This window comes from Myxococcus sp. RHSTA-1-4 (genome assembly GCF_020037125.1).
Lineage (GTDB): Bacteria > Myxococcota > Myxococcia > Myxococcales > Myxococcaceae > Myxococcus.
Genome location: NZ_JAIQDG010000003.1, coordinates 288,251 through 302,893, shown reverse-complemented (window position 1 = coordinate 302,893; position 14,643 = coordinate 288,251). Strand labels below are relative to the sequence as shown.

Below are 14,643 nucleotides of genomic sequence, written 5' to 3'. Positions count from 1 at the left end.
CCGAGCGAAGGGGCTCAGTTCCTCAACCCCAGCGCCGCGGCCATGCCCGGCACCTGCGTCACGTGGTTGAGGAAGTCCCGGAGGATGCGCGCCGTGGCGCCCCAGATGACGTGCGTGCCGTACGTATAGAAGTACAGCTCGCGCTCGGCCCCGAAGACCTCCTTGCGCTCCACGCGGAGGATGGCCGGGTCCAGCAGGTTCACCAGCGGCACCTCGAGGATGAAGGCCACCTCGTCCGCGCTCGGGCGGTACTGGCCGTCTCCGGGGATGACGCCCACGAAGGGACTGACGCGGTACTGCGAGATGGTGGGCACCTCGTCCAGCATGCCGAGCACCCGCACGCGCCGCCGGTCGACTCCCAGCTCCTCCTCCGTCTCCCGCAGCGCCGTGTGCAGCGGCGTGGCGTCCTCCGCGTCCCGCCCGCCTCCGGGGAAGCTGTACTGGTCCGCGTGGGTGCGCAGCGTGGGCGGCCTCCGCGTGAAGAGCACGTGAGGCACACCGTCCCGCTCGAACACCGGCACCAGCACCGCGGCCTCCCGCAGCACCAGCCCCGGCAGGTCCACCACGCGCGCCGGCCGCGACGACAGCCGCGACTCCAGCGATTGGAACAGCGCCTCCACGCTCACGGCCACGTCCCTCTCTAGTCCGTCACCTGCTTCTCAATCTGCTGCTTGCCCGGCTCGGGCTGCACGTCGATGTTCTCCAGGCCCGACCGCGGGCTCAGCTTCCCCATCTGGAGCAGCACCAGCAGCAGCACGCCCAGCGCCACGCGGTACACGACGAACACCAGCATGGTGCGGGAGCGCAGGTAGCTCAACAGCCAGGCGATGGCCGCCATGCCCGAGCCGAACGCCACCAGGGTGCCCACCCACAGCGAGAGGGCGGACGGCCGCTCGGTGGCCTCCAGCAGGTGCTTGAGCTCGAAGATGCCCGCCAGCGTCGTGGCGGGGATGGACAGCAGGAAGGAGTAGCGCGCCGCGTCCTCGCGCTTGAGGCCCAGCGCCAGCCCGCCCGTCATCGTCGTGCCCGAGCGGGACGAGCCGGGAATCAGCGCCAGCGCCTGGAACAGCCCGATGAGGATGCCGTCCTTCCACGTCATGTCCGCCAGCGTCCGCTTGTGTGAGGCGGCCCGCTCCACCACGAAGAGGATGAGCGCCAGGACGATGAGGCTGCCGGCGATGACGTAGAGCGAGCGGAACTCGTTCTCGATGAGCTTCTTGAAGGCCAGGCCGCACACGCCGATGGGCAGCGTGCCCACCAGGACGAACCACGCCAGCCGGGACTCCAGCGTGCCGAAGGGCTCGCGCCGCGCCAGCCCCCGGAAGAAGGCGGCCGTCAGCGCGACGATGTCCTTGCGGAAGTAGATGAGCACGGCGGCCACGGTGCCCAGCTGGATGACCGCCGAGTACGCGGCCCCCGGGTCCTTCCAGCCGAACAGCTCCGGCGCGATGCGCAGGTGCGCGGTGGAACTGATGGGGAGGAACTCGGTGAGACCCTGGACCAGGCCCAGGACGATGGCTTCGAGGAGGCTCATAGGGCGCGGCCCCCGGATGTATGCCCGGACTCCCCCGCCAGCAAGGGTGTTCGTCCACCTCTGTGCGCGCGCGCACGCACCGCCCACGGGTCCGGGTAGGCTGGACACCGCGCCATGCCCCCTGCCCCACCGTGCCCCTGCTGCTCCGGCCTCCGCTACCGGGAGTGCTGTGCCCCCTACCACCGAGGCGAGGCCGAGCCCCCCGACGCCGAGCGCCTCATGCGCAGCCGTTACAGCGCCTTCGCCCTGCGCGACGTGGCGTACCTGTGGAAGACGCTGCACCCGGACCACCCGGACCGCGCGCGGCCCCGGGACGAGTACCTGCGGGACTTGCGCGCCTACGCGCAGGGACACCAGTTCCCGAAGCTGGTGGTGATGGGCTCGCTGCCACCGGATGCGAGCGGCACGGCGCAGGTGCTCTTCTTCGCCAAGGTGTTCGAGAAGGGGAAGGACCGCTCCTTCGTGGAGCGCTCCGACTTCCGGCACGACGGCACGGGCTGGCGCTACCTGTCCGGAGTGACGCGGCTGCCGAAGGAGCTGCCCGTCCCTCCGGAGTCCCTCACGCTCGCCACGTTCCCGGAGTAGCGCGCGGGACGAGGGGCGGTGGCCGCCCGCCTCGGAGGAGGAAGGCGGCCATTGGTTCATCAGGGCTTGGGCCCTGGCGCACGGAGTGAGTTGCTCAGCGCGCCCGGGACTTCACCCGTGCTCCGGACCCGAGGTCAGACCATGCCGGAAGGCTGCGGGCAGATGTCGCCCGGGTCCTTCGGGAAGTCTGGAGGATCCTCGCCAATCTCCGTCGAGTCCGGATCCTCCCAGGGCCCCGTGGGCCACAGGATGGGCCCGAAGAATCCGGCAGAGCCCACGGTCAGCACCGCGGGCGTCAACAGCCGCCCCTGAGGCTGGATGTTGCCCGGGTCCTTCGGGGAGTCAGGCGGATCGTCGCCAATCTCCGTCGAGTCTGGGCCCTCCCAGGGCCCCGTGGGCACCACGATGGGACCCAGCGGCCCGGTGGCCCCCACCACCGGCGCCAGGCCCAGCGCCATCACCACGAACATCCGCAGTTGCTTCATCACATCCCCCTCGATACGAGACGCGCCGGCCCATTCCGTCTCGAATGCACCATATCGAGGGGCTCTGACATCACGCGTGCCGCCCGACATGATGAAGCCATCATTCAATGGCTCCACTGCGGGCGGCTCTTCGTGGGCCCTACCGGGGCACGGTCGTACCGGGCGCGGGCCGTGAAGTGGACAGCGCCGCCGGGTCACTGACCCCATCGACCGCATTCGCCGAGAGCCAGGCCAACCGGGTGAAGGTGTCAATCGGCTTCGGACTCGCGTTGCCCGGGTCCTTGGGGTCGGGCGGAGGATCTTCGCCAATCTCTGTTCCATCGAAGCAGGGGTCGAGCGTCTCATCATCCTCCCCCGAAGTCGTTCCCGTGGTCGTGGCTCCGGAGGCCATGGCGGCACTTCCGCTCACGCGCTTGCCACCCGGCACTTTCACGGGAGCGGTGTAGAGCACGACCGGCACGCCCGCCTTGTAGGCATCGGCAAGAAAAGAATCCCGCGCGGCCCGGGTTCCCGACACGAGGTAGGTGAAGGACCGGGTCTTCGTGTTGACGCCCGCCGCATGGAACGCCCCGGTCTCCTGGCAGAGCAGCCCGACAACGTGCGTCGCCCCTGGAGGAGGGGTTGCGCCCGGAGGCAACTCCACAACGGGTGGGGCCGTGGGCACCGGCCCCGGCTCGGGGCAGGTGTCCGGCGTGGGCCGGGGCTCTCCAAAAATACGGCATCCCGATAGCGAGCCCGCCAACAGCACACACAACACGAATCTCTTCATCATCGACATCCCCCTCCACGCTCAGGACGGGACCACCCCATCCTCAATCGAATACAAGTACCGAGCGCACCCAACTCTCCGAGTCGCGCGCGAGCCACTCCATGCGCACGTCGCGAAGCGCGACCGCCGCATGCTCGCCGCGTCGGATACGCTCCCGCACGGCATTGAAGAACGCGCCCGCCTCCGCATCCGGCACGTCAACCGTGGCGGCGATCACCGCGCGAGCTCCCGCATTGATGAATGCGACCGGCAGGCTGAATCGCTCATACGTCCACGGCGCCCCATGCGCGGCACGGCAGGCCGCCAAAATGACCAGGGGTTGTCCCTGGAGCCGACGCGCTTGAACTTCTCCCACTGTCAACGCATAGCGACCGCCATCTTCCTGGGAAAGCACCAGCAGTGACGCCTCGGAGAGGTTCGGGTTCACCAGTCCGTGCGCATGGACCTCGACCTCCGTGGCTTCCGTCATCGCCTCCAACACCCGGGAAGGCGTGGCCGCCTGCCCGGAGAGGAGCGTGGTTCCCGGCTCCGTCGAGCCTTCCCACGCATTCAGCGACGGCAAGCCCAGGGCGCGCGGCGCCACGACATCCGCCACCACCAGGCGCCTCGAGGGACCGGAGACGGGCGATTCGGAAGGCGGCCGTGGCACGTAGTAGGCCCAGGCCATATCGGCGGGCAACAGACCCGCCCGGCCATGCAGCGGCGGACGCGCCACGACGGCTACCTGCTGGCACGCACGCAACCGTGCCACCAGGGACTCGGAAACAAGCCCCCGAAGCTCTTCCCCCAGTGGCGCGGTGCGGCTCGCGTCATAGTGACCGAGCATGCCGCCGTCCGGACCGAGACTAATGGCCAGCGTCCGCTCGTCATCCACCGTCACCGCGAGCAGGCACTGCCTGGGAAGGGCCCCCCCCAGCTCCTCTCCGAAAAGCGCCAGCGCGCCCTCGGACTCACCCGCTTTCCCGGCAGCGAACAGGAGCGAGGTGTAGCTATAGGCCTGGGCCTTGCGCGCGTTCACGTCATAGGAGGGAAGCTGCCGCGCCTCGGCAATGGCGAGCCGGAGCAATTCCTCGCCCCGTGCCCGCTCTCGCTCCACGTGGAATCGTCCCTCGATATGCGTGGCGAGTGCCCGCTCTCCTGGGGTGAGGCCTCCTCGCTTTCGCAGAGCCTCAAGCCCCTCCTGCAGTTTGCGGTCCTGCTCTGGGTCGGGATGCATCCGCGCGAGGTCCACCAGCGTCTTGGCGCCCGGCAGAGACAACGGGGCGTCGCACGACAGCGCGTCCGCCATGCTCGCCCGAGCTTCCACCAGAAAGAACTCCTGCAGCCGTGCCAGGGCTTCGTTCGCCCGGACGAAGTGACGGATGTTGCAGTCCTTCGGAGCCCGAGCGAGGGGCTCTTCCAGATAAGCCCTCGCCAGTGCGGCCTTCCCCAGGAAGCGCGCGTTCTGCCCGAGCTGCAGCAACTGCCTCCCCTCGCTCCATCGGCTGTCGTTGCGATAGCCCGTGAGCGCTGCCTGCGCGTGCCGATTGGATTCGGGCAGGCGGTGGAGCTGGCGGTAGAGGTTGGCCAGCGCCTCCTGGATGAGGATGCAGCGATAGCCAATCGGCTGTGCCTCGCAGCGGTCCACAGCGCCCAGCAGGAGCTGCTCGGCCCGAAGGAACTCGCCGCGCTGGATGGCCGCGAGAGCCTTCTCATGGTCGGCCAACAGCAGGAGCCAGGGGTCCCCCGCCTGGGTGGCCAGTTCCTCGAAGGTGTCCAGATGCTCGCCCACCTTTCGCTCGAGGACGAGTGCGCCCATGTACAAGTCGCGCTCTCCGGCCCGCAGCACCTCGTCCAGGTATCGCGGCAGGCCCCCTGCGACCTTGTGCGTGCGATACAGCTCCAGGTAGCGCGCGGCCAGCGGCCCCCGGCGCCGGAAGTCTCGTGACCGGGCCCAACGGACGGCATCGCGCACGGCCGAGCCCCCGTATCTCGTGTCGAGCGCCTCGGCCAATGGCATCAGCGCATCGAGCCGCTCCACCGAGCCCGCCGCGCGAATGGCTTCATACAGAAACGCGCGGAAGACTCCCGGTCTGGACTGGAGCATCTCCGGAGGGACGGTGCTCGTGTCGGTGACCAGGGCCTTGGCGGCATCCATCGTCTCCTTCCACCGGTCCACCAGCCGCCCCCGCAGCGCCTCCGCCCGGGACCTCGCCTCCCCCGCCCAGCCATGCTCCCCCAGCGCGGCGGCGGCTTCGAAGGACTGCGCGGCCAGGGCCCACAGCTCCAACTCCGTCAGCACCAGCCCCCGGTTCCACAGCGCCTGCGCATGCTTCGGCTGCACACGGAGCACCCCCTCCAGCAGCTCCAGCGCCTCGGCATGGTCCTTCCGGTCCAGCGCGAGCACCGCCTTGTCGCTGGCCACGTCCGGCGAATCCCCCGCCTTCGCCAGGTACGGCGCCGCCATCTCCGTGTTGCCGCGCACCAGGTACGCCGCCGCGAGCCCATGCACATCGCCCGCCGCCTCCATCCGCGCCAGCTCCGCCAGGGGCGCCGGAGGCGGCAGCGCACGCCCCGCATCTCCCGAGCGCAGCGGCCCATACGGACGATGGAGGTCCGCCCCCGGATAGCTCACCCGGGCCTCAATCGTGCGCGTGGGAGCGTCGGCCAGGAACAGGGCCGGGGACACCGGCTCCGCCACCGTGCTCCGCCAGGCCGGCAGTCCCACCGTGGCCGCGATGACTCCCGCCGCCGCCGCCAGCACCATGAGCGCGGCCCAGCGCAGCCGCGGACTCCAGGAACGAGGCTTGTCCTCCGCCACTGCCGAGCTCCCTGCCTGTGTGTCGTGGCTCCCCACGCCCACCCAACGACGGCGCCCATGATTCTTCCCCGCGCGACGCTACGCCGCTTCAGTGGAAGCCGCGAGATTCACTTGCCCGGCAAGCAGTTTCACTTTCGCGAGCCATTCCTGGAGGCACGGGCGCACCGGACCTGAGCGACCTCGGAGACCTCGCGCGCTTCACCTCGCACCAGGGCACGCCCGCACACCCGTGAGGGTGAAGGCCCACACGCCCGTGTCCGGAAGACCACGGCCCTTGCCTCCCGCCCCCTCACCGGCGCTGGCCCACGCCTTGCTCTGGCCCCACCCTCCACGACGGAACCGAGGTCCGCCGACCACACCGTTCCAGGAGCCACCGCATGCGTCAGCGCCTCCGCATCCCGCACACACGAGCCGTACTGTTCGTGCTCACCGCCCTCGCCACCACCGTCTGCGCCGCCGCGAAGCCACCGGCCCCGAAACCCGCCCCCGCCCACCCGGGCTGCTTCCTCCTCATGGACCTGAAGACGGGCGAGGTGACACGCAACGACGCGAAGAAGTGCGCGAAGCGCATGGTGCCCGCCTCGACCTTCAAGGTGCCCCACGCGCTCATCGCGCTCGAAACGGGCGTCCTCTCCGGCCCGGACGAAGTGCGCAAGTGGGACGGCACGAAGCACCGCGTGGAGATGTGGAACCAGGACCAGACGCTGGACACGGCCATGCGCCGCTCCGCCCTCTGGTTCTTCCAGGGCACGGCGAAGCAGCTTGGCCAGCAGCGCATGGAGGAGTGGCTGAAGCGCTTCCGCTACGGCAACGCGGACGCCTCCGGCGACATCACCCGCTCCTGGCTGGGCGGCCCGCTGCGCGTCTCCCCGGACGAGCAGCTCGACTTCCTCGCCCGTTTGTACCGGGGCGAGCTGCCGGTGAGCCCGAAGACGCTGGAGATTGTGAAGGCCACGCTGGTGCAGGGCCCGGACACCGTGGCCAACACCCGCGACGGCATCAACATGGGCGGCCCGTGGAAGGACGGCGCGGTGCTGAGCGCCAAGACGGGCACGTACCCCGATGCCAGCGGGGAACTCACCTGGCTGGTGGGCCACGTCGCCTCACCGCGTGGAGGCTTCGTCTTCGTCAGCGCCGTGTAGTCGCCTCCCGGCAAGTCACAGGCGCCGCACCCCGCGCTCGCCTCCGCCATCGACGCGCTGAAGGCGCACGGACTCCTGTGAGCCCCTGAAATGAAAAACGCGCGCCGCCCCTCGTCGGGACCGGCGCGCGCTTTCCACTCACGAGAGCGAGGGCCTTCTTCAGACCGCCTTCAGGCGGCCACCCGCGGCGGCGTTGCCACCGGCGGCGTCACGCAGGGCGTCCTTCTTGTCGGTGCGCTCCCAGGTGAACTCCTTCTCCGTGCGGCCGAAATGGCCGTACGCGGCGGTCTTCTGGTAGATGGGCCGCAGCAGGTCCAGGTGCTCGGTGATTTCGCGCGGGCGCAGGCCGAAGACCTGGCGCACGGCCTTGGCGATGCGCGCCTCCGGGACGGTGGCGGTGCCGAAGGTCTCCACCATCACGCTGACCGGCTCGGCCACGCCGATGGCGTAGGACACCTGCACCTCGCAGCGGCGCGCCAGACCGGCGGCCACCACGTTCTTGGCGATGTAGCGCCCCATGTACGCGGCGGAGCGGTCCACCTTGGACGGGTCCTTGCCGCTGAACGCGCCGCCACCGTGACGGCCCATGCCGCCGTAGGTGTCGACGATGATCTTCCGGCCCGTCACGCCCGAGTCGCCCATGGGGCCACCCACCACGAAGCGGCCCGTGGGGTTGATGAAGAACTTGGTCTTGTTGTCGATGAGCTTCTTGGGCAGCGCCTTCGCGATGACGTCCTCGCGGATGGCCTCCTGGATCTTCTTGTTGGAGACCTCCTCGGCGTGCTGCGTGGACACCACCACCGCGTCGATGCGGGCGGGGCGGCCGTCGCGGTACTCCACCGTCACCTGGCTCTTGCCGTCCGGGCGGATCCAGTCGTGCTGCTTGCGGCGCACGTCCGCCAGCCGGCGGGTGAGCGCGTGGGCGTAGTGCAGGGGGGCCGGCATCAGCTCCGCCGTCTCGTCGCAGGCGAAGCCGAACATCATGCCCTGGTCGCCGGCGCCCTGGTCCTTCTTGTTGTCGACGCCGCGGGCGATGTCCTGGCTCTGGCCCTCGATGGCCACCATGACGCCGCAGGTGTTGCCGTCATAGCCCATGGAGCTGTCGGTGTAGCCGATGCGGCAGATGGTGCTGCGGACGATGCGCGGGATGTCGACGTAGCAGTTCGTCGTCACCTCACCGGCGACGATGGCGAGGCCCGTCTTGACGAGCGTCTCCACCGCGACGCGAGCCTGCGGGTCCTTGGCGATGATGGCATCGAGGACACCGTCGGAGATCTGGTCGGCGATCTTGTCCGGGTGGCCTTCGGTGACGGATTCGGACGTGAACAAAAAGTCGGTAGGCATGTCGTCTCTAAAGGGGCGCTTGACAGTGCGCGAGGGGACGGACACTAGACGTGCGGTCCTAGGGGAGTCAAACCTCCATGAGGGGCTGTTTCATTCGTCTGTGACGCCCGGCGGGCGGGCGTGCCCCGCCGCATGGCTGCCCTCCTTCGGAGCGTGAATTTCGCAAGCCCCCAGCCGTTCCCTTGCGCTAACAGATGGGGCACGAATTCCCCCTGCTGGAGGACCACCCGACATGAACGCCCGCTTCCGTACCATCACCTTCCTGGCCGCCATGGCCTTCGCCGTCCCCGCGCTCGCCGCGCCGAAGGACGACGCCGTCGCCAAGCCGGTGAAGACGGTGGTGCAGTCCGTGCGCTACGAGCGCGACGCGGCCGCCCTGAAGCACTTCGGCAGCGAGGAGCAGGGGAAGTTCCTGCTCGGTGACGCGTGGGCCAAGGGCACCGACGCGCAGCGCAAGGAGTTCGTGCAGCTGTTCCAGGACCTCTTCGCCGCCATCGCCTTCCCCCGGGTGCGCGAGAACTTCAAGAACCTGGACTCCATCACCTACGAGCCCGCCCAGGTGACGGGCAACGAGGCGACGGTCGCCTCCACCATCTTCATCAAGCACCCGCTGAAGACGCAGGAGATGAAGCTGAAGTACCGCCTCATGAAGGACACCGCCGCGTGGAAGGTGGTGGACGTGACGGTGCTCGGCTCCTCCATGCTCCAGGACATCCGCGACTCGCAGGTGCAGCCGCTGCTCGCCCAGGGCGGGTGGGACCTGCTGCTGAACCGCATGCGGACGGAGCTGGCGAAGGTGAAGAAGAAGTAGCCCTGGCCGTGCAGGGCGGCCGGGCCACCAGGCTCCCGGCCGCCGGATGGGTTTGGGGGGCGCCGCGTCATCGCATAGGCTCTCTCTCCCCCGAGCGCCTGGACGATGACCGCCCCCGCCCCCTCCCAGCCTCCGCCCTCGCGCGTCATCGGCCCGTCCGCCCGGGAGGTGGACGCCTTCTGCGTGCAGTACGCGCCCCGCGCGCCCGGCAACCCCGCCGTCCGGGACTTGTACCGGCTCTTGTGCGACGTGCCCGAGGGCGGCCTGGAGGCGCGGCTGGAGTGGGTGGAGCGGTGGACGGCGTGGCTGCGCGAGCGAATCCCCGCGCACGCGCTGGTGGACCCCGCCGAGCCCGAGCTGTCCCCCGCCGACAGCCGCCTGCGGCTCATGGTGCGCGTCATGGAGGGCGAGCCCGGGATGCGCGCCGCCGTCACCCGGCTGGTCTCCGCGGTGTGCGACGGCAGCCGCGGCCTGAAGCTCTTCGCCCAGGTGGGGCTGCCCGCGGGCCAGGGCTTCCTCTCCGAGGCCTCCGACCGGCTGGCGCGCGCGCTGCTCCCGGCGCCTCCCGAGCCCAACAAGCTGTCCGAGCTGCTCTTGCGGCTGTTCCCCGTGCCGGGGGACGCGGACTGGCTGGCCGCGCTGTCCCCGGCGCTGCTGGCGAAGCTGGCCTCGCTGGTGGGTGACGCACGTCCACCCGAGCCGGTGCCCGCCGCCCGCGTGCGCGCGGACCTGATGGACGCGCTGCTGCTATTGGCCGTGCAGACGGCCGCGCTCGGCATGGCCGAGGACGTGAGGGAGCGCAGCCCGGAGACGGCCTTCCGGGGCTCACCCTTCCTGCGGCTGCGTCTGGTGTGTGACGCGGTGCTCGCGCGCGACGCGGCGCCGGACACGCTGAAGGATTTGTCCACCTGCGTGGCGGACTGCCGGCAGGTGGTGGGCAGCGTGTCCCGGCACCTGGAGGAGGCGGGCGTCAGCGTGGACCTGGTGTACCGGCTGGAGCGCATCCGCCGGAGCCTGGAGCGCATGGAGGCCATTGCCCGGGTGCTGGGCGCGCCCCGCGGCGAGCCCCGCTGGCGCGAGGCGCTGGCGCTGCTGGCGGACCTGCTGCGGCGGGCGCACGCGGACCGCTCCGTCCGGGAGCTGGTGAAGCGCAACGTGCGGATGCTGGCGCGCAAAATCATCGAGCGCGCCGGCCACTCGGGTGAGCACTACATCACCAGCACCCGCGCCGAGTTCCACGACATGGTGCACTCGGCGGCCGGCGGCGGGCTGGTGACGGCCGGGGCGGTGGCGCTGAAGTTCGTCCTGTCCGGGCTGACGCTGGCGCCCTTCTTCGTCGCGCTGAGCGTGGGGCTCAACTACGCGGTGGCCTTCGTCCTCATCCAGCTGTTGGGCTTCACGCTGGCCACCAAGCAGCCGTCCGTGACGGCGGCCACGCTGGCGGGCGCGGTGGGCGAGGGCGCCCGGGGCGAGCGGCTGGCGAGCCTGGTGGAGCTCATCCCCCGCATCACCCGCTCGCAGCTCGCGGCCTTCGCGGGCAACCTGGGCGTGGTGGCGCCCGCGGCGCTGGCGGTGGCGGTGGGCTACCAGTGGGTGACGGGCCACGGCTTCCTCACGCCGGCGAAGGCCCAGGCCACGGTGGCCTCGCTGCACCCGTGGAAGAGCGGCACCCTGGTTTTCGCGGCCCTCACCGGCGTGCTGCTGTGGCTGAGCAGCGTGGCGGGTGGGTGGCTGGAGAACTTCGTGGTGTACCGGCGGCTGCCGGAGGCGCTCGCGCACCACCGCGTGCCGCGCCGGCTCCTGGGAGACGCCGGCGCGGCCCGGCTGGCCTCCGGGTTCCAGCACGCCGTCTCCGGCCTGGGCGGAAACGTGACGCTGGGCTTCCTCCTGGGCCTGGTGCCGGTGCTGGGCGGCTTCTTCGGGCTGGCGCTGGACGTGCGGCACGTCACCTTCGCGCTCGGCCAGCTCGCCCTGGCCGGCGGCTCGCTGGGCGCTGACGCGGTGCTCCGGCCGGACTTCCTCGCCGCGCTGGCGGGCGTGGCCCTCACCGGCCTGCTCAACTTCGCCGTCTCCTTCTCCCTGGCCCTGGGCGTGGCCGTGCGCGCGCGCGACGTGCCCACCCGCGAGGCGCTGCCCTTCCTGCGCGCCGTCCTCACCCACCTGGTGAAGGAGCCGCGCTCGTTCCTCCTGCCGCCCCGGGACACCTCCAGCGACGTGCTCCGGGTCTCCCCCCCACCCGCACCCTGAGCGCGGGCCGCCTCCCCGCATCCTTTGTGCCCCAGGAAAATGCCCGCCGTGACACGGGCCTGACACGGCCCGGCAGGTGCCGGGCGGCCGGGGAGCGGCCGGGCACTCTTGCGCTGCTTCCTGGCAGGGACGTTTGCCGCTAGGGTCCCCGCCGCATGAGCGGCGCCCGAAACCCGAACTCCCACTCCCGCTTCGCCTACGCCTTCGCCGGCCTGCTGGTCCGCCGGCCGGGGACCATCCTCCTGCTGCTGCTCGCCCTGCTGGGCCTGTCGCTCTGGGGCACGTCGAAGCTGCGCATCAACTCCAACCAGCTCGACCTCATCTCCCAGGACCTGCAGGAGGTGAAGGACGTCAAGCAGGTCATCGACATGGTGGGAGGCAGCGGCTTCCTCATGCTCGCGCTGCGCTCGTCCGACGAGGCCAGCATGAAGGCCACCGCGGACGACATCGCGAAGATGCTGGAGGCGGACAAGGAGAACGTCCGCAACGTCTCCTACAAGCTGCCCGTCGAGTTCATCCAGCAGAACATGGTCCTCTTCGTGAAGACGGAGGACCTCGTCGAGGGCAAGCGCCGCATCATGGCGTTCCTGCGCGACAAGCTGAAGCGCAGCAACCCGTTCTTCATCGACCTGGGCGGCTCCAAGCCCGTCGAGCTGGACATGCAGGACCTGGTCGACAAGTACTCCTCCGTCGGCAAGAAGAGCATCCGCGACGACTACAACATCTCCAATGACAAGAAGATGTTGCTCATCCTCATCAAGCCGATGTGGGACAACACGGAGATTGGCAAGACGAAGGCGTACCTGGAGAAGCTCCGGGGCGACCTGAAGGCCTACTCCGAGCGCCCCGGCGCGGTGAAGCTGGAGGAGGACTACCACCACGACTCCTTCCTGAAGGACGGCGCGCAGGAGAACGGCGGCAAGGCGAAGAGCATCGCCTACGGCTTCACCGGCTCCTACAAGACGACGGTGGACGACTCGTACGCGATTGAGGAGTCGCTGGAGCCGGTGACCATCATCGCGCTGGTGACCATCTTCCTCATCACCATCGTCTTCTTCCGCAAGGTGGCGCCCACGTTCATCGTGGTCAGCGGCACCGTCATTGGCACGCTCTACACGCTGGGCTTCACCTACGCGACGGTGGGTGAGCTCAACATGATTACGTCCATCCTGGGCGGCATCCTGATGGGGTTCGGCATCGACTACGGCATCCACTTCATCTTCCGCACCCGGCTGGAGCTGGGCGCGGGCAAGCCGTACGACGTGGCCATCCGCGACGCCTTCGTCAACGCGGGCCGCCCGGCGGCGGTGGCCGCGGTGGTGACGGGCGGCTCGTTCTTCGTGCTGATGGTGAGCGAGTTCCGCGGCTTCAGCCAGTTCGGCTTCCTGGCCGGCTGCGGCACGCTCATCCTCGGCCTCACCCTCTTCCTGTGGAGCGCGTCGCTGCTGGCGCTGGCCGGCCGCATCAACCCGGCCCTGCCGCAGAAGCTCATCGGCGTCATGAAGCCGCCGCCCACCAACTCCGCCGCCACCGGCAAGGAGCTGCGCATCCCCCGCCCGGGCCTGGTGCTGGGCGTCAGCACCGCCATCGTGGCCCTCATCTGCGCCGCCGCGGTGCCCTGGGCCGGCCTGGACGCGGAGCTGCCCAAGGGCGTCAAGCTGGGCTTCTTCGAGCGCCTCAAGTACGGCGTGGGCTTCAACTACAACACCCGCGCGCTCATCCCGGACGGCATGTCCTCCGTCGTGCTCCAGGATGAAATCAACGAGCGCTTCAACATCTCCAGCGACCCGATGGCCATCTACACCAAGGACCTGGACGAGGCCGAGGGTGTCTACCGGGAGCTGACGCAGCACCCGGAGAAGTACCCGTCCATCGACCAGGTGGTGAGCATCTTCACCTTCGTCCCCCCGGAGGCGACGGCCCAGGCCAACGCCAAGGTGCTGGCGGAGTGGAAGGAGGAGATGGCGCAGCTCGAGGCGGAGGGCTTCACCACCGCCGCGCTGCCGCCGGAGATGCAGGACAAGGCCGAGTTCTTCAAGAAGGTGCTGGACGCCAAGCCCTTCGACGTCCACGGCGTGCCGGCCAACTACACCGCCCAGTTCAAGAACCTGCCCACCGCGCTGCCGGAGAACCAGGGCTACCTCACGTACATCTACGCGGGCGTGGACCTGATGGACGGCAAGAAGATGCTGAAGTTCGCCGACGAGACGCGCTCCATCCCCGCGACGTACAAGCCGGGCGCGTTCGACAAGGACGCGTGGGACCCGGCGGGCCCCACCGCGCAGAAGGAGTTCCGCGCCGCGGGCGCCACGCAGCTCTACGCGCGGCTGGCGCGAATCGTCCTCTGGGACGGGAAGCTCACGGTGGTGCTCACCGCGCTGTGGATTCTGGCCATGCACTTCCTGGACTTCCGCAACGTGAAGCTGGCGCTGGCCTCCGTGATTCCGCTCGGCGTGGGCCTGGCGATGATGCTGGGCATCATGTCGCTGACGGACCTGCGGCTGAACTTCATGAACATCATCATCCTGCCCATCCTGCTGGGCTTCGGGGTGAGCCACGGCCTGTACCTGCTGCACCGCTTCCTGGAAGGCACGTCACCGCTCGTCGCGCTGCGCAGCGTGGGCGCGGCGGTGGCGTCCTCCACGCTGACGGCGGTGGCGGGCTTCGCGGCGCTGCTGGCCGCCGCCCACAACGGCCTGCGGTCCATGGGCCTGGTGGCGTGCATCGGCCTCATCACCACGCTGGTGGTGTCCTTCACGGTGCTGGCCGCGGTGATGCAGCTCATGCATGACCGCCGGCAGCGTGAGGCGGGCGGCACTTCCGGGGCGGGCGGCGCTCCGTCCACCGAGAGCAGCGACGTGAAGGCGGCCTGAGCGGCGGCCACTGAAGGAGGCCCCCTTCCGCATGAAGGGGGCCGGGAGAGGGA

11 protein-coding genes are annotated in these 14,643 nt (G+C 69.8%); 5 read left to right on the top strand and 6 right to left on the bottom strand.

The genetic code is table 11. The features are described 5' to 3' along the window. Nucleotides 1-14: 14 nt before the first annotated feature. Nucleotides 15-626, bottom strand: coding sequence for a CoA pyrophosphatase (locus K8638_RS07080; RefSeq protein ID WP_223753768.1), 612 nt, complete (start codon nt 624-626; stop codon nt 15-17). Nucleotides 627-640: 14 nt separating this feature from the next. Next, a complete protein-coding gene (locus K8638_RS07075) occupies nt 641-1,534 on the bottom strand; it encodes an undecaprenyl-diphosphate phosphatase (RefSeq protein WP_223753655.1) in 894 nt (297 codons plus the stop codon). Nucleotides 1,535-1,648: 114 nt separating this feature from the next. On the opposite strand from K8638_RS07075, the gene K8638_RS07070 reads away from it, so the two are divergent. Further along, nucleotides 1,649-2,119: a YchJ family protein gene (locus K8638_RS07070; RefSeq protein ID WP_223753654.1), complete on the top strand. Its 471-nt coding sequence runs from the start codon at nt 1,649-1,651 to the stop codon at nt 2,117-2,119. 134 nt (nt 2,120-2,253) lie between these two features. On the opposite strand, the gene K8638_RS07065 is transcribed toward K8638_RS07070, so the two are convergent. The 3 genes from K8638_RS07065 to K8638_RS45130 form a co-directional block, all read right to left on the bottom strand. Further along, complete coding sequence (locus tag K8638_RS07065; protein WP_223753653.1) at nt 2,254-2,607, bottom strand: hypothetical protein; 354 nt, start codon at nt 2,605-2,607, stop codon at nt 2,254-2,256. A gap of 136 nt (nt 2,608-2,743) precedes the next feature. Beyond that, entirely contained in the window at nt 2,744-3,382 is a 639-nt protein-coding gene (locus tag K8638_RS07060; RefSeq protein WP_223753652.1) for a hypothetical protein, read from the bottom strand. A 34-nt stretch (nt 3,383-3,416) separates the two neighbouring features. Next, the gene (locus tag K8638_RS45130) at nt 3,417-6,173 is read right to left on the bottom strand and encodes a CHAT domain-containing protein (RefSeq protein ID WP_223753651.1); all 2,757 of its coding nucleotides are present in this window, start codon (nt 6,171-6,173) and stop codon (nt 3,417-3,419) included. A gap of 377 nt (nt 6,174-6,550) precedes the next feature. Here K8638_RS45130 and K8638_RS07050 point away from each other — a divergent pair, with 377 nt between their 5' ends. Next, nucleotides 6,551-7,315, top strand: a complete 765-nt coding sequence (locus K8638_RS07050) for a penicillin-binding transpeptidase domain-containing protein (RefSeq protein ID WP_223753650.1) — start codon at nt 6,551-6,553, stop codon at nt 7,313-7,315. Nucleotides 7,316-7,474: 159 nt separating this feature from the next. On the opposite strand, the gene metK is transcribed toward K8638_RS07050, so the two are convergent. Next, nucleotides 7,475-8,659, bottom strand: coding sequence for a methionine adenosyltransferase (gene metK, locus K8638_RS07045; protein ID WP_223753649.1), 1,185 nt, complete (start codon nt 8,657-8,659; stop codon nt 7,475-7,477). Between the two features lie 232 nt (nt 8,660-8,891). Here metK and K8638_RS07040 point away from each other — a divergent pair, with 232 nt between their 5' ends. The 3 genes from K8638_RS07040 (at nt 8,892) to K8638_RS07030 (ending at nt 14,590) form a co-directional block, all read left to right on the top strand. Then, a complete protein-coding gene (locus K8638_RS07040; protein WP_223753648.1) occupies nt 8,892-9,470 on the top strand; it encodes an ABC transporter substrate-binding protein in 579 nt (192 codons plus the stop codon). Nucleotides 9,471-9,575: 105 nt separating this feature from the next. Beyond that, nucleotides 9,576-11,717 (top strand): site-specific recombinase, encoded by a 2,142-nt coding sequence (locus K8638_RS07035; RefSeq protein ID WP_223753647.1) that lies wholly within the window; start codon nt 9,576-9,578, stop codon nt 11,715-11,717. A gap of 155 nt (nt 11,718-11,872) precedes the next feature. Continuing rightward, nucleotides 11,873-14,590: an RND family transporter gene (locus K8638_RS07030; protein ID WP_223753646.1), complete on the top strand. Its 2,718-nt coding sequence runs from the start codon at nt 11,873-11,875 to the stop codon at nt 14,588-14,590. Nucleotides 14,591-14,643: the final 53 nt, after the last annotated feature.

Bases quoted from the DNA above. Each gene is read 5' to 3' on its own strand.
- K8638_RS07070 (WP_223753654.1), top strand. From the start codon at position 1,649: ATGCCCCCTGCCCCACCGTGCCCCTGCTGCTCCGGCCTCCGCTACCGG.
- K8638_RS07075 (WP_223753655.1), bottom strand. From the start codon at position 1,534: ATGAGCCTCCTCGAAGCCATCGTCCTGGGCCTGGTCCAGGGTCTCACC.
- K8638_RS07060 (WP_223753652.1), bottom strand. From the start codon at position 3,382: ATGTCGATGATGAAGAGATTCGTGTTGTGTGTGCTGTTGGCGGGCTCG.
- K8638_RS07030 (WP_223753646.1), top strand. From the start codon at position 11,873: ATGAGCGGCGCCCGAAACCCGAACTCCCACTCCCGCTTCGCCTACGCC.
- K8638_RS07035 (WP_223753647.1), top strand. From the start codon at position 9,576: ATGACCGCCCCCGCCCCCTCCCAGCCTCCGCCCTCGCGCGTCATCGGC.
- K8638_RS07050 (WP_223753650.1), top strand. From the start codon at position 6,551: ATGCGTCAGCGCCTCCGCATCCCGCACACACGAGCCGTACTGTTCGTG.
- metK (WP_223753649.1), bottom strand. From the start codon at position 8,659: ATGCCTACCGACTTTTTGTTCACGTCCGAATCCGTCACCGAAGGCCAC.
- K8638_RS07040 (WP_223753648.1), top strand. From the start codon at position 8,892: ATGAACGCCCGCTTCCGTACCATCACCTTCCTGGCCGCCATGGCCTTC.